The organism is Agrobacterium sp., from assembly GCF_059499945.1.
Genome location: NZ_JCABZP010000014.1, coordinates 199,641 through 219,724, shown reverse-complemented (window position 1 = coordinate 219,724; position 20,084 = coordinate 199,641). Strand labels below are relative to the sequence as shown.

At 59.5% G+C, this 20,084-nt stretch carries 23 protein-coding genes; 17 read left to right on the top strand and 6 right to left on the bottom strand.

The features are described from left to right. Window positions 1-112: 112 nt before the first annotated feature. The 7 genes from AC5I5B_RS12810 to guaA all read left to right on the top strand — a co-directional run bounded on the left by AC5I5B_RS12810 (window position 113) and on the right by guaA (window position 7,116). The gene (locus tag AC5I5B_RS12810) at window positions 113-1,567 is read left to right on the top strand and encodes a di-heme oxidoreductase family protein (RefSeq protein WP_236775429.1); all 1,455 of its coding nucleotides are present in this window, start codon (window positions 113-115) and stop codon (window positions 1,565-1,567) included. Beyond that, window positions 1,567-2,688 (top strand): imelysin family protein, encoded by a 1,122-nt coding sequence (locus AC5I5B_RS12805; RefSeq protein WP_111833760.1) that lies wholly within the window; start codon window positions 1,567-1,569, stop codon window positions 2,686-2,688. The genes AC5I5B_RS12810 and AC5I5B_RS12805 overlap by 1 nt, the downstream gene beginning before the upstream one ends. 4 nt (window positions 2,689-2,692) lie before the next feature. Then, window positions 2,693-3,787: a DUF1513 domain-containing protein gene (locus AC5I5B_RS12800; protein WP_060727077.1), complete on the top strand. Its 1,095-nt coding sequence runs from the start codon at window positions 2,693-2,695 to the stop codon at window positions 3,785-3,787. 51 nt (window positions 3,788-3,838) lie between these two features. Next, window positions 3,839-4,291: a TspO/MBR family protein gene (locus AC5I5B_RS12795; protein ID WP_003503873.1), complete on the top strand. Its 453-nt coding sequence runs from the start codon at window positions 3,839-3,841 to the stop codon at window positions 4,289-4,291. 79 nt (window positions 4,292-4,370) lie between these two features. Further along, window positions 4,371-4,820: a PaaI family thioesterase gene (locus tag AC5I5B_RS12790; protein ID WP_111833761.1), complete on the top strand. Its 450-nt coding sequence runs from the start codon at window positions 4,371-4,373 to the stop codon at window positions 4,818-4,820. Further along, window positions 4,817-5,455 (top strand): 5'-methylthioadenosine/S-adenosylhomocysteine nucleosidase, encoded by a 639-nt coding sequence (locus AC5I5B_RS12785; protein WP_080864327.1) that lies wholly within the window; start codon window positions 4,817-4,819, stop codon window positions 5,453-5,455. The genes AC5I5B_RS12790 and AC5I5B_RS12785 overlap by 4 nt, the downstream gene beginning before the upstream one ends. A gap of 83 nt (window positions 5,456-5,538) precedes the next feature. After that, complete coding sequence (gene guaA, locus AC5I5B_RS12780; protein WP_003503879.1) at window positions 5,539-7,116, top strand: glutamine-hydrolyzing GMP synthase; 1,578 nt, start codon at window positions 5,539-5,541, stop codon at window positions 7,114-7,116. A 74-nt stretch (window positions 7,117-7,190) separates the two neighbouring features. On the opposite strand, the gene AC5I5B_RS12775 is transcribed toward guaA, so the two are convergent. Further along, a complete protein-coding gene (locus tag AC5I5B_RS12775) occupies window positions 7,191-7,679 on the bottom strand; it encodes a hypothetical protein (RefSeq protein WP_111833762.1) in 489 nt (162 codons plus the stop codon). A 143-nt stretch (window positions 7,680-7,822) separates the two neighbouring features. After that, window positions 7,823-8,401 (bottom strand): TetR/AcrR family transcriptional regulator, encoded by a 579-nt coding sequence (locus AC5I5B_RS12770; RefSeq protein WP_111791914.1) that lies wholly within the window; start codon window positions 8,399-8,401, stop codon window positions 7,823-7,825. Between the two features lie 362 nt (window positions 8,402-8,763). On the opposite strand from AC5I5B_RS12770, the gene AC5I5B_RS12765 reads away from it, so the two are divergent. Then, window positions 8,764-9,465 (top strand): methyltransferase family protein, encoded by a 702-nt coding sequence (locus AC5I5B_RS12765; protein WP_495752738.1) that lies wholly within the window; start codon window positions 8,764-8,766, stop codon window positions 9,463-9,465. A 91-nt stretch (window positions 9,466-9,556) separates the two neighbouring features. Further along, a complete protein-coding gene (locus AC5I5B_RS12760; RefSeq protein ID WP_099086164.1) occupies window positions 9,557-10,273 on the top strand; it encodes a 2'-5' RNA ligase family protein in 717 nt (238 codons plus the stop codon). Window positions 10,274-10,475: 202 nt separating this feature from the next. Here AC5I5B_RS12760 and AC5I5B_RS12755 read toward each other — a convergent pair whose 3' ends face one another. Beyond that, window positions 10,476-10,643: a hypothetical protein gene (locus AC5I5B_RS12755; protein ID WP_003503889.1), complete on the bottom strand. Its 168-nt coding sequence runs from the start codon at window positions 10,641-10,643 to the stop codon at window positions 10,476-10,478. A gap of 234 nt (window positions 10,644-10,877) precedes the next feature. On the opposite strand from AC5I5B_RS12755, the gene AC5I5B_RS12750 reads away from it, so the two are divergent. From AC5I5B_RS12750 to AC5I5B_RS12740, 3 genes are all read left to right on the top strand, one after another. Then, a complete protein-coding gene (locus tag AC5I5B_RS12750; RefSeq protein WP_003503890.1) occupies window positions 10,878-11,225 on the top strand; it encodes an ArsC family reductase in 348 nt (115 codons plus the stop codon). A 12-nt stretch (window positions 11,226-11,237) separates the two neighbouring features. Then, window positions 11,238-11,714: a Cys-tRNA(Pro) deacylase gene (gene ybaK, locus AC5I5B_RS12745; RefSeq protein ID WP_003503892.1), complete on the top strand. Its 477-nt coding sequence runs from the start codon at window positions 11,238-11,240 to the stop codon at window positions 11,712-11,714. A gap of 89 nt (window positions 11,715-11,803) precedes the next feature. Continuing rightward, window positions 11,804-13,042, top strand: coding sequence for an aminopeptidase (locus AC5I5B_RS12740; RefSeq protein ID WP_111833763.1), 1,239 nt, complete (start codon window positions 11,804-11,806; stop codon window positions 13,040-13,042). Between the two features lie 6 nt (window positions 13,043-13,048). Here AC5I5B_RS12740 and pecM read toward each other — a convergent pair whose 3' ends face one another. Beyond that, entirely contained in the window at window positions 13,049-13,912 is an 864-nt protein-coding gene (pecM, locus tag AC5I5B_RS12735) for a 4-hydroxybenzaldehyde efflux transporter PecM (RefSeq protein WP_111833764.1), read from the bottom strand. Between the two features lie 81 nt (window positions 13,913-13,993). Here pecM and AC5I5B_RS12730 point away from each other — a divergent pair, with 81 nt between their 5' ends. The 3 genes from AC5I5B_RS12730 to AC5I5B_RS12720 all read left to right on the top strand — a co-directional run bounded on the left by AC5I5B_RS12730 (window position 13,994) and on the right by AC5I5B_RS12720 (window position 16,567). Continuing rightward, window positions 13,994-14,494 carry a MarR family winged helix-turn-helix transcriptional regulator gene (locus AC5I5B_RS12730; RefSeq protein ID WP_003503904.1) on the top strand — a complete coding sequence of 167 codons (501 nt, stop codon included), beginning with the start codon at window positions 13,994-13,996 and terminating at the stop codon, window positions 14,492-14,494. A 108-nt stretch (window positions 14,495-14,602) separates the two neighbouring features. Then, a complete protein-coding gene (locus AC5I5B_RS12725) occupies window positions 14,603-15,310 on the top strand; it encodes a FadR/GntR family transcriptional regulator (protein ID WP_003503906.1) in 708 nt (235 codons plus the stop codon). Between the two features lie 54 nt (window positions 15,311-15,364). After that, window positions 15,365-16,567 (top strand): mandelate racemase/muconate lactonizing enzyme family protein, encoded by a 1,203-nt coding sequence (locus tag AC5I5B_RS12720; RefSeq protein WP_060722801.1) that lies wholly within the window; start codon window positions 15,365-15,367, stop codon window positions 16,565-16,567. On the opposite strand, the gene xseA is transcribed toward AC5I5B_RS12720, so the two are convergent. After that, window positions 16,568-18,166, bottom strand: a complete 1,599-nt coding sequence (xseA, locus tag AC5I5B_RS12715; RefSeq protein WP_003507481.1) for an exodeoxyribonuclease VII large subunit — start codon at window positions 18,164-18,166, stop codon at window positions 16,568-16,570. Between the two features lie 188 nt (window positions 18,167-18,354). Between xseA and AC5I5B_RS12710 the strand changes: the two genes are divergently transcribed. Both AC5I5B_RS12710 and AC5I5B_RS12705 read left to right on the top strand, forming a co-directional pair. Then, window positions 18,355-18,597: a hypothetical protein gene (locus AC5I5B_RS12710; RefSeq protein ID WP_060727088.1), complete on the top strand. Its 243-nt coding sequence runs from the start codon at window positions 18,355-18,357 to the stop codon at window positions 18,595-18,597. Window positions 18,598-18,609: 12 nt separating this feature from the next. Beyond that, window positions 18,610-18,981, top strand: coding sequence for a hypothetical protein (locus tag AC5I5B_RS12705; protein WP_003507479.1), 372 nt, complete (start codon window positions 18,610-18,612; stop codon window positions 18,979-18,981). Here the strand turns inward: AC5I5B_RS12705 and AC5I5B_RS12700 are convergent. After that, complete coding sequence (locus AC5I5B_RS12700) at window positions 18,978-19,961, bottom strand: Gfo/Idh/MocA family protein (protein WP_003507478.1); 984 nt, start codon at window positions 19,959-19,961, stop codon at window positions 18,978-18,980. The two genes, AC5I5B_RS12705 and AC5I5B_RS12700, sit on opposite strands and share 4 nt — an antisense overlap. Window positions 19,962-20,084: the final 123 nt, after the last annotated feature.

Sequence of the window (20,084 nt, the reverse complement as noted above, 5' to 3'; positions counted from 1 at the left end):
CGCAGATTGCTGCGGCCCGCTGCTCCCCATCGCCCCTGTTGTCATGCAATTTTTGCTGCCGCTGACCCCTAAGCCGTTCTTCTTAACCGGGGCAGCCTGCCTTGTGGCGTCGATGGCGCTTGCCGAACCGCTGCGTAGCGATCTGACGGAGACAGATCGAGGCCGCGTGCTGGCCGTGACCACCCCAACGACGGATTTTACCAGGCCGGAACCTTTCGAGGCCATGTCCGGCGGAGCAACGACCAGCACCGGCAAACCCGACAGCGGCGCGTTTTCGCATCCTTCCGCCACAATGCCTCTGGCGCGGAAACAGGATTTCAAGCTTGGCAACGCGCTGTTCCAGAAGCTCTGGGTCTCTTCTCCCTCCTCCACACAGGCCTCAGACGGTCTGGGGCCGCTTTTTAATGCCCGTTCCTGCCAGACCTGCCATGTGAAGGACGGCAGGGGTCGACCGCCCCTTGCCGGAGAAGACGCCGTCTCCCTCTTCCTGCGGCTGGCGCGACCGGCCCGCAATGAAGCCGAACGACAGGCCATTGCCAGCCACCAGGTCTTTAATTTTCCCGACGAGACCTATGGCCGGCAGCTTCAGAACCTGGCCATTCCCGGCCTCGCCGCCGAAGGCAAACCGCTCATCACCTATACGGAAAAGCCGGTTCAGCTACCGGGAGGCGAGGTGGTGATGTTGCGCAAGCCCGACTATGCCGTGGCTAATCTGCAATATGGCCCGCTTGGCGCCGACACGACGCTTTCAGCGCGCATTGCCATGCCCACCCTCGGGCTTGGCCTGATCGAGGCCATTGCCGAGGCCGATATTCTGGCCAACGCCGACCCAGACGACAACAATGGCGACGGCATTGCCGGGCGTCCGGCATGGGTCAAGGATCATCGCACTGGCGAGATAAAACTCGGACGGTTTGGCTGGAAAGCGCAGAATGCGAGCGTGCGCGACCAGAGCGCCAGCGCCTTCTCCCATGATATCGGCATTTCCACGCCGGATGCGCCGAACGCCTATGGTGATTGCACTGAAGCCCAGAATGACTGTCTGGCCATGCCGACCGGCGTGCAGCCCAGGCTCGGGCCGGTAGAAACGCCCAACCCGGTTCTCGATCTCGTGACCTTCTACACCGAAAACCTCGCCGTACCGCGCCGCCGCAATGTCGATGATCGGGTGGTTCTGCAGGGGAAGCAGCTTTTCTATGCCTCAGGCTGTACCGCCTGCCATACCCCGAAATTCGTCACCCGACGCGATGCCGCCGACCCCATGCATTCTTTCCAGCTGATCTGGCCCTATTCCGATTTTCTGCTGCATGACATGGGCGAAGAGCTTGCCGACGGCCAGCAGGTGGGTGAAGCAAGCGGGCGGCAGTGGCGTACCCAACCGCTCTGGGGCATCGGCCTGACACAAAAGGTCAATGGCAACGGTTTTTACCTGCACGACGGCCGGGCGCGCAGCCTGTCGGAAGCGATATTGTGGCACGGCGGCGAAGCGCAGAAAGCGCGCGATGCCTTTGCCGCCTTGCAAAAATCCGACCGGCAGGCTTTGCTGGCCTTTCTGGAGTCCCTTTGATGAACAATGCCATGCGAAAAATCTCCGGCCTCTTTTCCGTGCTGCTGCTTCTGGCCAATCAGCCGGCAAAGGCACAGGACGTGGAACTGATGCCGCCACCGCCGCTTGACCCCATGCAGGTGCGGGGTGTCATGGAAAAGGCTGTGAACGGTTTCATCCGTCCCGGCTATGACCACTTCCGGCAATCGGCGGAGACGCTGGAAGGCCGTATGAAAGCGTTTTGCGCCGCTCCGTCCCAAACGACGGAGACGGCAGCGCGGGCGGCTTTTGCCGATACTGTCTCGAGCTGGTCGACCATCGAGATCGTGCGTGTCGGCCCTGTCATCGAGAAGAACCGTTTCGAACGTGTGCTTTATTACCCCGACAAGAAGAGTCTGGGCCTGAAACAGGTGCAGCGTTATCTCGCCGAAAAAGATGAAAGCGTCACCAGTGCCGAAGGCCTGAGCGGCAAGAGCGTTGCGGCGCAGGGGCTCGGCGCTCTCGAATTCGTACTTTACGGAACCGGAGCGGAAGAGCTGCTCGACAGGAAGGGTGATTTCCGCTGCCGTTATGGCGCCGCCATCGCCGGCAATATCGCCAATGTGGCGGCGGAACTTTCCGACAGCTGGAATACGCCTGATGGCGCGCAGAAGAACTGGACTGAGCCCGGTACGGACAACCCCGTCTTTCGTGACGAGCGCGAGGCGCTTGTTGCCCTGCTCGGCATTCTCGTCCACGGCTCCGAGGCTATCCGCGACCAGCGGATCGAAACCTTCTACAAGGGGCCGGACAAGGCAAGATTTCCCCGCACCGCCATTTACTGGCGCTCCGGCCTGACCTGGAAGAGTATTTCAGCCAACATCAAGGCGGTTCAGACCCTGCTGCACACGGCCGATATGGTCGAACTCGTGCCGCCTGACCAACGCTCCATCGTCAACTCCATCGATTTCATCGCCAAATCGATGATCCGCGTTGCCGGAACCATCGATACGGATGTGCAAAAGGCGCTGGATCAGGACGATCAGCGCGCCAAGGTGGATTATCTGCTGCTCAACGGCAAAGACCTGATCTATCGCCTGAACGATCAATATGGCGGCGCGATCGGCCTCAGCTCCGGCTTTTCCTTCGCCGACGGAGACTGAGCCGATGATCTCAGGCAAAAAGCCGATGCTGATGGACCGGCGAAGCTTCATCAAGGCGGCGGGCATTCCCTTCCTCGCCACACTTGCCCCCGGCTCGCTGCATGCGCTGGAACGCGCCGATGCCGTCTTCGCTTCAGCCTTTCGCGCCCGTGACGGCTCCTACGGCATCGCGACCATCAGCGAGCGCGGCGAGATCATCGACCGCGTCGCGCTTCCCGCCCGCGCCCACGGAATGGCGACGAGCCACGCGACCGGCATGACAGTGGCCTTTGCGCGCCGACCCGGCACCTTCTTCATGGCCTTCGACCCCGCGCGGCGTCACGAGCCGATCGTGATGCACACGCCGGAGAACCGCCACTTCTATGGCCACGGGCAATTCTCACCCGATGGCGCAATCCTTTATGCCAGCGAAAACGACTTCGACGGCAATCGTGGCGTCATCGGGCTCTATGACGCCCGCAACGGCTTTGCCCGCATCGGCGAATATGACGCGCATGGCATCGGCACGCATGACATGACAGTGAGCGATGACGGGCGGCTGATGGTGATCGCCAATGGCGGCATCGAGACCCATCCGGATTTCGGCCGAACCAAGCTCAATATCGACAATATGCAGCCCTCTCTTGTGCTTCTCGATACGGCGACCGGCCAGTTGATTCAGAAACACGCAATGCCGGATCGTCTGCGGCAGCTTTCCACCCGCCATGTGGATCTCGGCGATGACGGGCGCATCTGGTTTGCCTGCCAATATGAGGGACCGCGCAACGACCTTCCGCCGCTTGTCGGGCATTTCTCGAAGGGTGAGGATGTGTCCCTCGTGGATTTGCCCCAGGAAACGACGATGCGCCTTGCCAATTACGTCGGGGCCATCGCCGTCAACCGGCGCGATGGGCTGGTGGGCCTGACATCGCCCAACGGCAACGCCGCCGTGACGCTGGATGCAAAAACCGGGCGCGTTTTATCCGAGACGACGGTGCGGGAAGCCGCGGGCGTCGCCCCTGCCGCGAACGGCATTGCTGTTTCTTCCTATGACGGATTTTTCGAGACCGTGCGCAGCGACGTGGCATGGGACCAGCATATCGTGCGTCTCTCCAGCTAAAATACTGAAAAGGCACGGGAACAAAAGCATGGTCGGCGCATTGGATGCGTCATGAAAAACCTTACCGTGTATATTGTTTTCGTAGTTGCAGTTGTTGCCGTTGGAGCGCTGATCGGCGTCAACAATGTGCCGGGCGAATGGTATCAATCGCTGCAGAAACCATTCTTCAATCCACCCAACTGGATTTTCGGGCCGGTCTGGACGGCGCTTTACGTGCTGATCGGCATTGCCGGCGCCCGCACATGGATCAGGAAGCCGATGGGGACGCGTATGCGCCTCTGGTTCACGCAGATGATACTGAATTTCCTGTGGTCGCCGATCTTTTTCGGCATGCAGAGCCCGGCAGGCGCACTCGTCATCATCATCCCCATGCTGATCTGCATCATCGCCTTCATGGCGCTGACCTACCGCCGTGACCGCATATCGATGTGGCTTTTTACGCCCTATGCGCTGTGGGTCGCCTTTGCCACGGTGCTCAACGCAAGCATCAGCATGCTGAACTAATTCGGCTGCAAGCCCTTGCCTTGCCCGCCGCCACGCGCCATGTCAGTCTGCGACAGGGCAGAAGGCAGGCAGGTAAGCCATGGAGATCACGGATCCCGGCGATTTTCGTCAGCGGATAGAAAGCAGCTTTGCGCGCCAGGGCGTGGTGCAGGCGATCGACGCCGAGATCACCCGTATCGAACACCGGCTGGTGGAAATCGAACTGCCTTTTCATGAAAAGCTGACGCAGCAGCACGGCATATTACATGCGGGCGTCATCGCCGCCGGTCTGGATACGGCCTGTACCTATGCGGCCTATACGATCATCGAGCCTGACGCCTCGCTGCTGACCATCGAGTTCAAGGTCAACCTCATGTCGCCCGGACGCGGCGAACGGTTCCTGTTTCGTGGCGAAATCATCAAGCCCGGAAACAACCTGATCGTCGCCGATGGCCGCGCTTATGCGCTTTCGGACGGGCCGGCAAAGCTGATCGCCTCCATGACCGGCACCATGATGGTGGTAAAGGGTCGCGAGGATATTACCGGATGAACTACCGGCTTTTGCATGTTGCGGATAAATCCGTCCTCTTCGTCATGGCGGCTTCCGCCGAATACGGCCCCCATCTACAGGCCCGCATTGCGCCGCTGATGACCGGCGTCGGCCCGGTCGAGGCTGCGATTTCGGTAACGGCCGTTCTTGCCGGTCTCGATGCGGCAGACCATTTGCCCGACCTCGTCGTTTCTCTCGGCTCTGCCGGTTCACGCACTCTGGACCAAACGGGCGTCTATCAGGCGATTTCGGTTTCGTATCGCGATATGGACGCCTCCGCCTTCGGTTTCGAAAAGGGTCGCACGCCCTTTCTTGACCTGCCGGCCGATGTGCCATTGCCTTTCCTCATACCCGGCATTGCCGAGGCACGTCTTTCCACCGGCGCCAACGTGGTTTCCGGTGCGGCCTATGGGGCGATCAACGCCGACATGGTGGAAATGGAAACCTACGCCGTGCTCCGTGCCTGCCAGCGCTTCGGCGTACCGCTCGCCGGTCTGCGTGGTATTTCCGATGGCAAGGCGGATGTGAACCATGTGGATGACTGGACGGAATATCTACACATCATCGACGAAAAGCTGGCGGAGGCCGTCGACGGGCTTTGCCGCGCCATTGAAGACGGTACGATCGCCCTTTGAAACCTTGCGATTTTCGCAAATTTCCGCTGTTTGACACCCGCTTCCGGGTTGCCTAAAGCTGCCATTTTCTTTAAAGGCTCGCCATGACCCAGATAGCCCATCCCGACAGCATTCTCATCATCGATTTCGGCAGCCAGGTGACGCAGCTGATTGCGCGCCGCATCCGCGAAGCCGGGGTCTATTGCGAAATCCATCCGTTTCAGAATGCCGCAGAGGCGTTTGAGAAGCTTCAGCCCAAGGGCGTGATCTTCTCCGGCGGCCCCGCATCCGTGACGGCGGAAGGAAGCCCGCGCGCGCCGCAGGCGGTGTTTGACAGCAAGGTTCCGATCCTCGGCATCTGCTACGGCCAGCAGACGCTCTGCACGCAGCTCGGCGGCGTTGTCGAGGGCGGCCATGCGGCGGAATTCGGCCGGGCCGATATCGACATCAAGAAGGCAAGCCCACTTTTTGAAGGCTTCTGGGAACAGGGCAAGAGCTATCCCGTCTGGATGAGCCATGGCGACCGTGTAACGAAGCTGCCGGAAGGTTTCGAGGTCATCGCGACCTCCGAGAACGCGCCTTTCGCCATCGCCGCGGACGAGACCCGTCACTACTACTCCACCATGTTCCACCCGGAAGTGGTGCATACCCCTGACGGCGGCAAGCTGCTCTCCAACTTCGTGCACAAGATCGTCGGGCTTAAATCCGACTGGACGATGGCGGCTTATCGCGCCGAGATGATCCGCAAGATCCGCGAGCAGGTCGGCACCGGTCGCGTGCTCTGCGCACTCTCTGGCGGCGTCGATTCCTCGGTTGCGGCTATCCTCATCCATGAGGCGATCGGCGACCAGCTCACCTGCGTTTACGTCGACCATGGCCTGATGCGGCTTGGTGAAAGCGAGCAGGTGGTCGGCATGTTCCGCGACCATTACAATATTCCGCTTGTTCATGTTGACGCCGCCGATCTGTTCCTCGGCGAACTCTCGGGCGTTTCCGATCCGGAAGCGAAGCGCAAGACCATCGGCCGCCTGTTTATCGAAGTCTTCGAGGCCGAAGCGGCCAAGATCGCCGCCGACGGCAAGGGTGCTCCGAATTTCCTCGCACAGGGCACGCTTTACCCTGACGTCATCGAGAGCGTCTCCTTTTCCGGCGGCCCCTCTGTCACCATCAAGAGCCACCACAATGTCGGCGGCCTTCCCGAGCGCATGAACATGCAGCTCGTGGAGCCGCTGCGTGAACTTTTCAAGGACGAAGTACGTGCGCTTGGCCGTGAACTCGGCCTGCCGGACAGCTTCATCGGCCGCCACCCCTTCCCAGGTCCTGGTCTGGCGATCCGTTGCCCCGGCGCGATTACCCGCGAGAAGCTCGATATTCTGCGTAAGGCCGATGCGATCTATCTCGATGAAATCCGCAAGGCTGGTCTTTACGACACCATCTGGCAGGCTTTTGCCGTGCTGCTGCCGGTGCAGACCGTCGGCGTCATGGGCGATTACCGCACCTATGACTTCGTCTGCGCGCTGCGCGCCGTGACCTCGGTAGACGGCATGACGGCGGATTTCTATCCCTACGACATGAATTTCCTCGGCCGCGCGGCAACCCGCATCATCAACGAAGTGCGGGGCATCAATCGCGTTGTCTATGACGTGACGAGCAAACCGCCCGGCACGATCGAGTGGGAATAGGACTATAATCGACACAGTGGCGTTGCTACCGCAACGCCGCCATGTCGAAGGCAGTTTAAACGATGACGCCGCGACTAGTTCGCGGCGTTTCTGTTTTGTCGTGTGAGATAGATCATCTGGGCGGCCAGGCCGACCACGAGGATCGCCAGCAACCCTGCCTGAACACCGAGAGGCAGCGGTGATTTCAGGTCCGTAACCAGAGGGTGACCGTCCGGAACACGACGCAGGATTTCGCTGGCCGTCGGGACCATCAAAAGAAACGCAGTGATGCTGAGACAGATGGTTTCAATATATCTGGCCAGGCGCGTTGAACCAAGAACGCGTTCGATGCCGTAACCTGCAAGCAGGAAAAAGATGGTCAGGACGCCAACGCCATAGCTGATCGGCTGATGCGCGACGAGGAAGACCGTCGCAGCTCCAATCAGCATGGAAACAAGATAGAGGGTGCCCGGCGCTGATCGCGGAACGATTCGACCGTAGCGGGCAAACATGTAAATGGCGGCGGGAATGGCCGGCAGGCTTCCAAGTGTATGGATCCAGCCAAGCGGAGAAATTCCGAACATGAGAGATTGCCTTTCTTGTCCAAAAGGACGGGGTGGTCCAGGAAGCAGACTGTCATCGACAAATCTGCCAGCTTAATGCTGTCTGTTGTTTCGGTGGCGTGCCGCCCGGGCCACGCCTTCACGTTCCCCGCGAGGCTCCGATTTTAAGCGGTCATGCGCTCAAGCAGGGGGCGGGTTATTGCACCAAAAGTCGTCGCATCACCGTGAGCACGGGCGGAAAGCATCGCGCCGTGCACGGTGGCCATGAAGATTTCAGCATTGGCTCTGGCAGTTCCGCTCAGCGCGATGCGCCCTTGGGCAACGCCGCGTTCCAGAACTGTGGTGAGCCAGTCCGAGAGACTTCGAAAATGCGCGCGCACTTCAAGAGCGACTGCTTCAGGCAGAACCGGAATTTCACTGGCGAGCAAAGCGCAGACGCAGAAGGGATGAGTGGCCTCGGCGATACAGCCCTCCCAATAGCCGATATAGGCGCGAAGCTGTTCGAGCGGGTCGGAAACGTTTCGTTCCAGTTCGGCGATCCCGGCTTCCGCCTCCTGCCTGTATTGCGCAACCAGTTTTTGGACCAGATCGGTCTTGCTGGGAAAATGGTGGTGAATGCTCGCATTGCGAATACCGACCACAGCGGAAATATCGGCATAGCTGAAACTGTTGTAGCCGCCCTTTATGATCAGGGAGCGTGCGCAACGAAGAATTTCATCCGCTTTGGTTTGTGGATTTTTCATAGTAATTACCTACCAACTAGTAGGTAGAATGTCAACCCGAAGCCGTTTGCCTTATGGCTGCTGACGGAATCCCGCCGGAAACCAGATGTGCGCGGGGCCGATATTACTGGACGTACCGACTGCCGAAAGCGACTAAAAGATGAACCACCAAACAGTGATCGCCCATTCCGGTCCGCAAGCAGCTGTCGCGCGGTCGGCTAGACCCGAGACCGCTTATGCGTTTGACTTTCTGCGCTTTTTTGCCAGTATTCGACCGTCTTTCGCAGAGTACCGCCGGCCCCACACCGCTTTAAGGCGTGTAATCAGTCCACCAGGACAGGCTGCCGTTCGTCCTATCGAGGACAATAGAAGGAAGCCCATCGATGACATCCGATGCCGATCCGAAGCCTATGTCACGCGCCGCCGCGATCCTGTACGCCATCAGTTTGCCGCTGGGCCTGATGGCCTTGGTTTTTCTGCCTGCGGGCAGGATCAACTGGTGCCCGGGCTGGATTTTCGTCGTGGTCGTCGTCGTTTCTTTTGGCCTTTCCGCGCTGGTATTGGCGCGTGTGAACCCGGTCATTTTCCGCGCGCGCAGCCGGTTCCAGCCGGGCAACAAGAAATGGGACCTGATTCTGGTCTCCGTGATCCTTTTGGCTTTTTTTGCTGAAATCCCGGTTGCGGCATTCGATGCCGGCCGGATGGAGTGGTCTGCCGTGCCGTTGTGGGTCGTGCTGCTCGGCTACATCCTGCTTGTCGGCGGTATTGCGGTTACGGCCTGGGCCCAGGCCGTCAATCCGTTCTTCGAGCCCGGGGTCCGCATCCAAAGCGAGCGCGGGCAGCGGGTGGTCACGTCGGGCCCATACCGTATCGTGCGCCACCCCGGTTACACGGCCGCAATCGGCATGTTCACTGGCATACCGCTCGCATTGAGTTCCTGGATAGCCCTGCTCCCCGCGGCTTTGGCCATCGTGCTGCTAATCATCCGTACCGGCTTGGAAGACCGCCTGCTGCAGGCCGAATTGCCCGGTTATTCTGAATATGCCCGTCAAAGGCGCTATCGGCTGTTTCCCGGTATCTGGTAAACGTCACAAAGCTTTTGTTCTCTTTTTGTTCTTTCAATTTTAACCGGTGATGGTAATATCGCGGCCCTGGCAAAGGCCATGGAGCATCGTCATGAGTTTCGAGTTGGCAGAGGAAGGAAGCTCAAAGCAGCTTTGCTTCGAAGGGTGGGAGTCGGAGAAAATACGGCGTTTCAATCCGCGATTAAGCAGCAAGCTCCTGATCATGGTGAAACCGCCGGCAGCCTTGGCGGAACGAATTTTTGCCGATGCGTCGTGCCATGCTGCGGGGCGGACGAAGCGTGAGGCCTATCCGCCGGAGCTTCTGCATATAACCCTGCTCTGTGTCGGATGTTTTGAGACCGTGCCTCACGGGCTGGTACATCGGCTGAAGGCGACGCTCGGGGAAATCAAGGCGCGGCCCGTTCCGATCACATTCTATGGATCGTCGCTCTTCGGCAATCGCAACAGTCTGGTGCTACGCAGTGGCAGCGAGATGCAGGAGCTTAAGGCTCTGGCGAAGATGGTGCAGCGCTCCCTTAGGCGAGCAAACCTGCCCTATGTCGCCGCATCGTCTTTTACACCGCATCTCACCATGATCTACGGCTGCGGGAAAATCGAGCTGATGCAGGTTGAGACACCCTATAGCTGGCTGGCGGGGAACTTCGAACTTGTGTTCAGTCACAATGGCGAAACGCGGCATGAATTGCTCGAGCGCTTCGCACTTTCGCCGAAAGCAGACCGTTATGAGCGGCCTGAAAGCCAGTTACATTTGCCGGGGAAAGTGATCGGACCTTCGAAACGGCCGATGCAAAGGGTGGCGATGCGGTAAGATGCACCCGAAGTGGCATAGCACTTCCCACGCCGATAGTCGTTTCCGCATCCGCTGTTGAAAGCTATACGGAACCTTGTTTTGCGAAGCCGGGGCGCTTTTCGCGCCATCCGCGTATCCACCGCGCCCGTCGAAAACCGATCCGGTTGTCGATCCTGAGCGCAAGCGAGGCGGTATCGCCTCGCAACGGATAATGGCCAGCTTAGAGCTGTACCTTGTCGAAAGCCTTACCGTCGATACCGAGAGCTTCGAGATCGGCACGGGCGGGCTTGCGATGTGCGCGAACAGCGGCCGAAACCGAGAGCGCTGCACCGAGAACGGCGAAAGTTTCACCGAAGAAGTTACGCGATGTCTTTGCAACCTGACGCATTTTTCTCTCCATCTTTGATGCCCAGATAATGGGCATTTCGGCCCCGTTCTACAACTCATGATGTAGCAGGGAAGCCATGCAGCTTTGCTCGCGCTCGTTCGGATATCAGCCATTGCGATTTTGCATGACTTAGCATCAAGACGGGGCAAATGCGCAGGGGCAATTCAGCGGGCGGGTTGAATAAGGCGGATATTTTGTTATGCCGGAGAGCTTGAAGACAAAGAGGCTGGCAGCATGACGATCACCATTTACGGCATCAAGAACTGCGACACGATGAAGAAGGCCAGAAGCTGGCTGGAGACCCATGGCGTCGACTATTCTTTCCATGACTACAAGGCGTCGGGCATCGACCGCGCCCATCTGGAAACATGGTGCGATGCCGCGGGCTGGGAAACGGTTCTCAACCGCGCCGGTACGACCTTCAAAAAACTCGACGACGGCCAGAAGACCGATCTGAACCGTGAGAAGGCTATCGCGCTGATGCTGGAGCAGCCCTCCATGATCAAGCGTCCGGTGCTGGAGGCGAAGGGCAAGATAACTGTCGGTTTCAAGCCTGAAACCTACCAGACCCTTTTTGCGTGACTGCAACCTGTCATGTCCAAAACAACACGCGCCACCCAGATGCTGACCAAGGCAGGCGTTGCCTTCACCACTGTCACCTATGATTACGATCCGAATGCAGACCGCATCGGTCTGCAGGCGGCCGAGGCGATCGGTGAGCCACCGCATCTGGTGCTGAAAACGCTGATGGCGGAACTGGATGGCAAGCCGGTCTGCGTCGTCGTCCCTTCGGATCGTGAGGTCAGCATGAAAAAGCTGGCCGCCGCCTTCGGAGGTAAATCCGCCAGCATGATGAAGCCTGCCGATGCGGAGCGCGCCACCGGTTACCATGTCGGCGGCATCAGCCCTTTCGGGCAGAAAAAACAGGTGCCGACGGCCATCGAGGCCGGGGCGATGACGCATGATTATGTCTACATGAATGGCGGGCAGCGTGGCTTGCAAGTGAGGCTTTCGCCCCGCGATGCCCAAATGGCGCTGGAGGCCATTGCCGCACCGCTGGTCGCCGATTGAAGCGCCGGAGGGCATGCCTGAAAGCATTTGGCTTTCGGGAGGAATGGGCTATGGTCGGCGCCTCCGATTGAAATAGACGAAGGCAGATCATGACAGTTTCTCCCATCGATCCCGTCAAACTCGAAAAACTGGCCGAAGTCGCCATCAAGGTCGGCCTGCAATTGCAGAAGGACCAGGATCTGGTGATTACAGCGCCGCTGGCAGCCCTGCCGCTGGTGCGATTTTTGACCAAACACGCCTATCTGGCGGATGGCGGACTGGTCACCACCTTTTATTCCGATGAAGAAACCACGCTTGCGCGCTATCGCCATGCCAGTGACACCAATTTCGACCGGGCTTCCGGCTGGCTTTATGAGGGCATGGCAAAGGCTTATGCCAATGGCGCAGCGCGGCTGGCGATTGCCGGCGACAACCCCATGCTGCTGGCCGAACAGGACCCGGCCAAGGTTGCCCGCGCCAACAAGGCCAACTCCACGGCATACAAGCCGGCGCTGGAGAAGATTTCCAATTTCGACATCAACTGGAACATCATCTCCTATCCCAACCCGTCTTGGGCAAAGCAGGTCTTTCCTGATGTGACGGAAGACGAAGCGGTCCGCAGGCTTGCCGACGCCATCTTCGCCGCCTCGCGGGTGGATCTGGCCGATCCGGTCGCGGCGTGGGCGCAGCATAATGCCAATCTCGCCAAGCGCTCGGCATGGCTGAACGGCGAACGTTTCGCTTCGCTGCATTTCACCGGCCCCGGCACGGATGTGAAGATAGGCCTCGCGGACGGCCACGAATGGCATGGCGGCGCCTCCACCGCCAAGAATGGTGTGGCCTGCAACCCGAATATCCCGACTGAAGAAGTATTCACCACACCACATGCGCTGCGCGTGGATGGTTACGTCTCCAGCACCAAGCCGCTCTCGCATCAGGGAACGCTGATCGACGATATCCAGGTGAAGTTCGAGGCGGGCCGTATCGTCGAAGCCAAGGCTTCCAAGGGCGAAGCTGTATTGAACAAGGTGCTCGACACCGATGAGGGCGCGCGGCGTCTGGGCGAAGTGGCGCTGGTGCCGCATTCCTCACCGATTTCGGCAAGCGGCATCCTGTTCTACAACACGCTGTTCGATGAAAATGCCTCGTGCCACATCGCGCTCGGCCAGTGCTATTCAAAATGCTTCCTTGACGGCGCCTCGCTGTCGCAGGAGCAGATCACGGCGCAGGGCGGCAATTCCAGCCTGATCCACATCGACTGGATGATCGGCTCCGACAAGGTGGACATTGATGGCGTGAAGCCGGATGGCTCCACGGTTCCGGTGATGCGCAAGGGCGAATGGGCCTGACGGGACCTATCTCGGCAACTGACTGCGCTGACTGAGCCAGATGCTGAAAAGCACCGCGACGAAACCTGCGATCTGTGCTGGCGTGAGGCTTTGGCCAAGCGCCAGCCAGCCGAGCAGGGTTGCAACGACCGGGCTTAGAAAACCGAGCGATGCGGCGGCGGAAGGTTCGATACGGGTCAGCCCGCGGAACCACAGAAAATAGGTCAAGGCGGCGCCGATAATACCCAGATAGGTCATGCCGAGAATATTGGCCGCTGTCGGTGTCGGCAGGGCCGGTTCCAGGAAATAGGCGACCGGCAGCAGCAGGATACCCCCGGCCGTCAGTTGCCAGGCGGTAAATGTGAGGTTCGACACCGGTGGCCGCCATTTGCGGGTCAGCACCGTTCCGAAAGCCATGGATACGGCACCGGCAAGACCTGCTGCCACCCCGATACCATCCAGCGCAGCACCCGGCGCCAGAACCAGAAGAGCGACACCGACAATACCCAGAAAACCGGCCGCGATGGCCAGCGGCCGAAGGGGTGCTGCGAGAAACAGCCGGGAGAGGCCAATCACGATCAGGGGCTGGACTGCGCCCACCGTTGCCGCCACGCCGCCCGGCAGCCGATAGGCTGAAACAAAAAGCATCGCCCAGAAGAACGAGAAATTCAGCGCCCCGAGAATGAAGCTGCGCGCCCACCAGATGCCCTGTGGCAGCTTTCTCACGAAAAGCAGCAGGAGCAGGCCGGCCGGCAATGCGCGCAGCATGGCGACATGCAGGGGATATCCCTGCGGTAAAAATTCCGTCGTGACGAAATAGGTGGTTCCCCAGATGGCCGGGGCAAGGGCGGTCACCAGCACATCGGCGGCATAGGTCGTATTTTTCTTCATTTCAAGAATCTCTATATCAAGATAAGTGCAATCTAGCTGATTTTATCTTGACGTCAAGATACCAGTTGTTATGCCTTGGGAATGAGCAAAGAACCGTTTGACCGCGTCGATCACATTCTGGCGCAATGGCACAGGGAGCGGCCCGATCTCGACGTCGGCCCCATGGGACTCCTCGGGCGCTTGAACCGTCTCACCACCCATCTCGGTCGAGAGGTGGAGGCGGTGCTGCTGAAGCATGGGCTTTCCTCCTCCGCTTTCGATGTTCTGGCGACATTGCGGCGCTCCGGTTCGCCCTACCAGCTCTCCCCCGGCGATCTGCTTGCCATGGCGATGGTAAGCTCCGGCACCATGACCAACCGCATCGACCAGCTTGAAAAAGCGGGGCTGGTGGAGCGCATACACAACCCGAATGACCGGCGCAGCGTCCTGATATCGTTGACGGAGCGGGGGTTTGCCATTGTCGAGGAAGCGGCCGGCGCTCACGTCGAAAACCAGCACCGTCTGGTTGCCGGCCTCAGCGAAGAAGAGCGTGCGACGCTGAACCAACTGCTGAAACGGTTTTTGCGAGATTTCGAAGAATAGGCTTTCCGGGCCGGGCAAACACGCAATGGCCGCGTGATGGCGCTTGTTTCGCCCCAGAAAATCCTGTAAGCAATTTTCCATAAACCTGTACTACAGGTTGGAGGAAAAATGTATAACGCCATTTCCCACGAAACCGGTCTCGTCAGCAGCACGATCGGCGCGATCACCCGCCACATCAGGGAAAACGAACTTGCCCCCGGCGCGAAACTCCCCAGCGAGCTTTCGCTCTCACAGCAGCTCGGCGTCTCCCGTACCGTCGTTCGCGAGGCCTTCAGGTCTCTGTCCGCCATGCGGCTGATCGATGTCAGCGCCGGCAAGCGCGCCACGGTGGCGACACTGGATCATGGTGCAATGTCATTGATGTTTGAACATGGCATTCACACCGAACAGATCAACATCCAGCAGATCTACGATGTGCGCCGTACGATCGAAGTTAGAACCGTAACTTTGGCAGCGCTGCGGCGAACGGATGCGGAAGCGCTCACCATTCTCGACCATGCCAACAATATGGAGCGGGATTTCGGCGACAACGACAAGGTCATGGAACACGATCTTGCCTTCCACCTCGCCGTTGCCAGAGCGTCAAAAAACCCGGTTTTCGAACTTATTCTCGGTGCCTTCCAGAATGTGACGCGCCAGACATGGCCGATCGGCTGGAAAAGCCGCACATCCGATGCGCAGCGCCATGCCGCAGGTGAACTTCACATCGCCATCGGACAGGCCATTGCCGCAGGAGACCCGCAAACGGCCTCAACGCTGATGGCGCGGCATTTCGATGAAAGCGTGCACGCGCTTCTGGCGGCCGGCATCGCCTGATTTTTTCAACACAGTTCCAGACGGAACACGACTTGCCTCTGGAGGAGACACTTCATGAAAATTACGAAACTTGAGACCGTCCGCGTGGCGGAACGGGCAAACCTGCTCTGGGTTCTGGTCCATACGGATGAAGGCATTACCGGGCTTGGCGAAACCTTTTATGGTGCCGAGACGGTGGAAACCTATGTGCACGAATATATCGCACCCCGCGTGATCGGCCGCGATCCGCTGCAGATCGATCTTCTGGCGCAGGACCTCGTCGGTTATCTCGGTTTTCGCTCTTCGGGAGCGGAGGTACGGGGCAATTCCGCTTTCGATATCGCGCTGTGGGATATTTTCGGCAAGGCCACCAACCAGCCGATCGCCCAGCTTCTCGGTGGTTTCAGCCGCAAGGAAATCCGCACCTACAACACTTGTGCGGGCACCGAATATATCAAGAAGGCCACCGGCCAGCAGACGGCCAATTATGGCCTGTCCGGCGGCAAGGATTATGACGATCTGAACGGCTTCCTGCACCGGGCTGACGAGCTGGCCCACTCGTTGCTCGAAGACGGCATCACGGCCATGAAGATCTGGCCCTTCGATGCGGCGGCGGAAAAGACGCGTGGCCAATATATTTCGATGCCGGACCTGAAAAGCGCGCTCGAGCCTTTCGAAAAAATCCGCAAGGCGGTGGGCGACAAGATGGATATCATGGTGGAGTTTCACTCCATGTGGCAGCTTCTGCCCGCGATGCAGATCGCCAAGGCGCTCACCCCCTACCAGACCTTCTGGCATGAAGACCCGATCAAGATGGACAGCCTTTCCAGCCTGACCCGTTATGCCGCCGTTTCGCCAGCACCTATTTCCGCATCCGAGACGCTCGGTTCCCGCTGGGCCTTCCGCGATCTCCTGGAAACCGGTGCGGCCGGTGTGGTGATGCTTGACATCAGCTGGTGCGGCGGGCTTTCCGAGGCGCGCAAGATCGCTTCGATGGCGGAAGCCTGGCATCTGCCGGTCGCGCCGCATGATTGCACCGGCCCGGTGGTGCTCTGCGCCTCAACGCATCTGTCGCTTAATGCGCCGAATGCGCTGGTGCAGGAAAGCGTGCGCGCCTTCTACAAGACCTGGTATCGCGATCTCGTCACCGCATTGCCGGAAGTGAAAAACGGCATGATCACCGTGCCGCCAGGTCCCGGCCTTGGCATGGAGCTGCATCCCGATATCGAAAAGACCTTCACCGTCAGCCGCCGCTTTTCGGATGCGGCGTCGATCTGATCAGAACAGATTGCCTTGATCCGTCGGGCCAGAAGAAGCCGGTTTTGCCGGCTTCTTTTTTGGCGCGGCTGACGTATCCGAGGGCGGCGTCCCCTCTCCGGTTGTGATGGCAGAAACGCGGCCATCGGCAAATTCCATCGATACCGCAGCACCAGACGCGATGGCGGCAGCACGGGTCAGCGGCCGGTTCTCCTCATCGCGGATGACGGCATAACCGCGCTTCAGCACGTTCTTATACGACAGCGATTGCAGAATGCGGTCATGGGAGGCAAGGCCCGCGCGGTTCTGCGTCATGCGGTGCAGCACGGCTGTATCGGCGCGGCGTGCAGCAGTGACAATGCGTTCCTTCTGCCGCTCCAGCTGGCCGAGTAGCCGGGCGGGAAGCGAACGCAGCGAAGAATCAAAGGCATCGACACGGCCTTTTCCCTGCAGCAGGCGGCGCTCAACCAGGGTCTCGGCCCGATGCATGCGCTCGGTAATCCGCTGCCTGTGCTGTTTGAGACCGTTCAGCAGGGTTTCCGGCCTGAGACCCGAGGCTGAACGTTCGAAGGCGCGGCGTTTGTTCAGCGTGGTCAATTCCAGTCCCCGCCCGAGACCGCTCGCGGCCTCATCAAACCGGCGGCGCGGCAAAGCGAGAAGCTGATCGAGCGAGGGCAGCGCCCGCACCAGCGCCCGCACGCCCTGACGGCGATTGTCCATCTGCCGCGATACCGAGCCGGAAAGGCGCGCGGCAAGGCCGGAAAGCTGCGCTTCCAGCTCGGCCCGCACCGGCACAGCCATTTCGGCGGCCCCCGTCGGCGTCGGCGCGCGAACATCGGCGGCATAATCGATCAAGGTCGTATCGGTCTCATGCCCCACGGCGGAAATCAGCGGGATTTTGCTCTCGGCAGCGGCACGCACGACGATTTCGTCGTTGAAACTCCAGAGGTCTTCCAGACTGCCGCCGCCACGGGCGACGATCAGTACATCCGGCCGTGCAATTTCACTACCGGGTTGAAGCGCATTGAAGCCGCGAATGGCGTTCGCCACTTCCTCGCCCGAACCTTCGCCCTGCACCTTGACCGGCCAGACGACGACATGCACGGGAAAGCGATCCGAGATGCGGTGAAGAATATCGCGGATGACTGCGCCCGTCGGCGAGGTCACGACCCCAATGACGCGCGGCATGAACGGCAGGCGACGCTTGCGTTCCGCATCAAACAACCCTTCCGCCGCCAGACGTCGACGGCGATCTTCGAGCAACGCCATCAGCGCGCCGGCACCTGCCGGTTCGAGGCTTTCTATGACGATCTGGTATTTCGAGGAGCCGGGAAAGGTAGTGACCTTGCCGGTGGCAATGACTTCCATGCCCTCTTCCGGGCGGAACTTCAGTCGCGAAAACGTGCCCTTCCAGATCACCGCATCGATGCGGGCACGATCGTCCTTCAGCGAGAAATAGGCATGACCCGAAGAATGCGGACCGCGATAGCCGGAAATCTCGCCGCGCACCCGCACCTGCTCGAAAGCCGTCTCCACCGTGCGCTTGATGGAACCCGACAGTTCGGACACCGAGAACTCGGCAAGATTGCTCAATGCTGCGTGGGAGAAGATATCGCTCATGCCCGTTTGTAACCAAAACCCGTCGATTCGGAAATGCCGGCACCGGCCCGGCCCATTTTAACGGCGATGAAACCATATCCTCAACTAACGAGTTAGGAAAATGGGGATTGGAGGAGAAAACAAGGGTTCGTTAGGGAAGACGGCGTTACGTCTGTCCCAGGCCCGGCAACCAAAGAGGAGGCGGCATCATGATTTTTCTTACCGCCACAGTGCTCGGCGTAACCGCAGTTGCGTTGCGTTCGGTTTTCAGCATCGTTTTCATCTGCATGATGATTATCGGTGCCTATGGCGTGGCGATGGCACTTTCTTCCACGGCCGTGCCCCTGATGTCGCTGCTTCTGGCGCTTGCCGGTTACAATTTCGGTGTCGTGGGTGTCGTTATCAGCCTTCTGGTGCTGCAGCGCCCACGTTCCACCCAGCCAACCCTCTAAAAGTCCACGGCCTTGAGGCTTCCGCACTTTGCGCTGACCGAGATTTGCGGACTGGCCACTGACCTCACCGTTACCTGTGTGCTTATTTTCTATCTCGGCGTCGATCCGCTTGCCGCCCGTTTGCCGGGCGCGGCAGCGGGGCTTGCAACAAGCTGGCGGATGAACCGTTCGAATGGTGAGGCATCAGCCGCACTGAACAGCTTTCTGACAAATGCCGTCACGCTTACCTCGCGTATCGTCAGCGTCGGGCTGTTTGCCCTGCTGCAATGGCGCAACCCGCTGGTGCAGCCGCTCGTCCCGCTTGCCTTTTCAGCACTCGCAGCACTGTTGCTGGCGCTTTACGGCTATTGGCGGCTTCAAAGGCAACGGCAAGAGCCGGATTAAACCGTTTCCCACCCGTCCTTTTCCGCCGCCCGGTAAATGGCGTCGATGAAAAGCTGGTTCTTCCTCGAGTTTTCCAGCGTAACGACTTCGCCCTCACCCTTCGCAGCACGGGCAAAGGCCTCCGCCTCCAGCTTATATTGGCGGCTATCCTGAAACCGGAAGATTTGCGACTGGTTATGGGCCTGATTGGTCAGCTCGATCTCTTCCGCACCCCAGCGATTGGCGTTGAAGGGAGATTTGACCTCGATATAACCGTCAGTGCCATGGAAAACCATCAGCTGGCGGGCGGCAAGCTGTGTGGCCAGATAAAAACTCAGTTCGAAACCGCCGAAATCGGCCCTGACGCTGGAATAGATATCGGTGCCAAATTCCTTGTCGCGCTCGACGGTGGCCTGCACGCGCCTCGGCTCCACACCGGTGACGAAGCGGGTCACGATGGTGGGGTAGACGCCGATATCGGGCAAGGCCCCGCCACCCAGTTCGGGAATATTGCGCATATTGCCGGGATCGCGGTTGAAATAGCTGAAAGCGCCCTGCACTTGCTTCAGTGTTCCGATCGCGCCCGAGGCCAGCAACTCCTTCACCTTTGCCCAGACCGGCGCATAAGTAACCATGAAGGCTTCCGAGACGATGACGCGGTTGCGGTCACGCGCGGCGATGAGGGTGTCGATCTCCTCTGCCTTCAGTGCAATCGGCTTTTCGCACAGAACGTGTTTGCCGGCATCGGCGGCCTTGATGGTCCACTCCACGTGCTGCGATGTCGGAAGCGGAATGTAAACCGCGTCGATGACATCGGAAGCCAGCATTTCCTCATAGGAACCGAAGGCGTGGGGCACGGAAAAACGATCCGCCACCGCGCGCGCCCTGGTGAGATCCCGGCTGGCTATGGCGCTGACCACGCAGTTCTGCGCATCCTGTATCGCCGGAATGACGTGATCCTGAGCGATTTTCGCCGTTGAGATTATTCCGAAGCGCAGCATACCGTTCTCCTGCTCTGCCATTCAACGGAAACTTACCATCGTCACACGTCATGGCAAGCCGCAGGTGCATGACAGAATACGATATGGCTGAATTTGTCCTCTCTTTGTCAGAATGCCCGCTTT

What these genes read in the sequence shown, in the direction of transcription:
- AC5I5B_RS12710 (WP_060727088.1), top strand. Translation starts at nt 18,355, where the DNA reads ATGATTTTTCTTACCGCCACAGTGCTCGGCGTAACCGCAGTTGCGTTG.
- AC5I5B_RS12740 (WP_111833763.1), top strand. Translation starts at nt 11,804, where the DNA reads ATGACAGTTTCTCCCATCGATCCCGTCAAACTCGAAAAACTGGCCGAA.
- AC5I5B_RS12730 (WP_003503904.1), top strand. Translation starts at nt 13,994, where the DNA reads ATGAGCAAAGAACCGTTTGACCGCGTCGATCACATTCTGGCGCAATGG.
- AC5I5B_RS12785 (WP_080864327.1), top strand. Translation starts at nt 4,817, where the DNA reads ATGAACTACCGGCTTTTGCATGTTGCGGATAAATCCGTCCTCTTCGTC.
- AC5I5B_RS12700 (WP_003507478.1), bottom strand. Translation starts at nt 19,961, where the DNA reads ATGCTGCGCTTCGGAATAATCTCAACGGCGAAAATCGCTCAGGATCAC.
- AC5I5B_RS12750 (WP_003503890.1), top strand. Translation starts at nt 10,878, where the DNA reads ATGACGATCACCATTTACGGCATCAAGAACTGCGACACGATGAAGAAG.
- ybaK (WP_003503892.1), top strand. Translation starts at nt 11,238, where the DNA reads ATGTCCAAAACAACACGCGCCACCCAGATGCTGACCAAGGCAGGCGTT.
- AC5I5B_RS12800 (WP_060727077.1), top strand. Translation starts at nt 2,693, where the DNA reads ATGATCTCAGGCAAAAAGCCGATGCTGATGGACCGGCGAAGCTTCATC.
- AC5I5B_RS12795 (WP_003503873.1), top strand. Translation starts at nt 3,839, where the DNA reads ATGAAAAACCTTACCGTGTATATTGTTTTCGTAGTTGCAGTTGTTGCC.
- AC5I5B_RS12770 (WP_111791914.1), bottom strand. Translation starts at nt 8,401, where the DNA reads ATGAAAAATCCACAAACCAAAGCGGATGAAATTCTTCGTTGCGCACGC.
- AC5I5B_RS12790 (WP_111833761.1), top strand. Translation starts at nt 4,371, where the DNA reads ATGGAGATCACGGATCCCGGCGATTTTCGTCAGCGGATAGAAAGCAGC.
- guaA (WP_003503879.1), top strand. Translation starts at nt 5,539, where the DNA reads ATGACCCAGATAGCCCATCCCGACAGCATTCTCATCATCGATTTCGGC.
- pecM (WP_111833764.1), bottom strand. Translation starts at nt 13,912, where the DNA reads ATGAAGAAAAATACGACCTATGCCGCCGATGTGCTGGTGACCGCCCTT.
- AC5I5B_RS12760 (WP_099086164.1), top strand. Translation starts at nt 9,557, where the DNA reads ATGAGTTTCGAGTTGGCAGAGGAAGGAAGCTCAAAGCAGCTTTGCTTC.
- AC5I5B_RS12805 (WP_111833760.1), top strand. Translation starts at nt 1,567, where the DNA reads ATGAACAATGCCATGCGAAAAATCTCCGGCCTCTTTTCCGTGCTGCTG.
- AC5I5B_RS12810 (WP_236775429.1), top strand. Translation starts at nt 113, where the DNA reads ATGGCGCTTGCCGAACCGCTGCGTAGCGATCTGACGGAGACAGATCGA.
- AC5I5B_RS12725 (WP_003503906.1), top strand. Translation starts at nt 14,603, where the DNA reads ATGTATAACGCCATTTCCCACGAAACCGGTCTCGTCAGCAGCACGATC.
- AC5I5B_RS12775 (WP_111833762.1), bottom strand. Translation starts at nt 7,679, where the DNA reads ATGTTCGGAATTTCTCCGCTTGGCTGGATCCATACACTTGGAAGCCTG.
- AC5I5B_RS12765 (WP_495752738.1), top strand. Translation starts at nt 8,764, where the DNA reads ATGACATCCGATGCCGATCCGAAGCCTATGTCACGCGCCGCCGCGATC.
- AC5I5B_RS12720 (WP_060722801.1), top strand. Translation starts at nt 15,365, where the DNA reads ATGAAAATTACGAAACTTGAGACCGTCCGCGTGGCGGAACGGGCAAAC.
- xseA (WP_003507481.1), bottom strand. Translation starts at nt 18,166, where the DNA reads ATGAGCGATATCTTCTCCCACGCAGCATTGAGCAATCTTGCCGAGTTC.
- AC5I5B_RS12755 (WP_003503889.1), bottom strand. Translation starts at nt 10,643, where the DNA reads ATGCGTCAGGTTGCAAAGACATCGCGTAACTTCTTCGGTGAAACTTTC.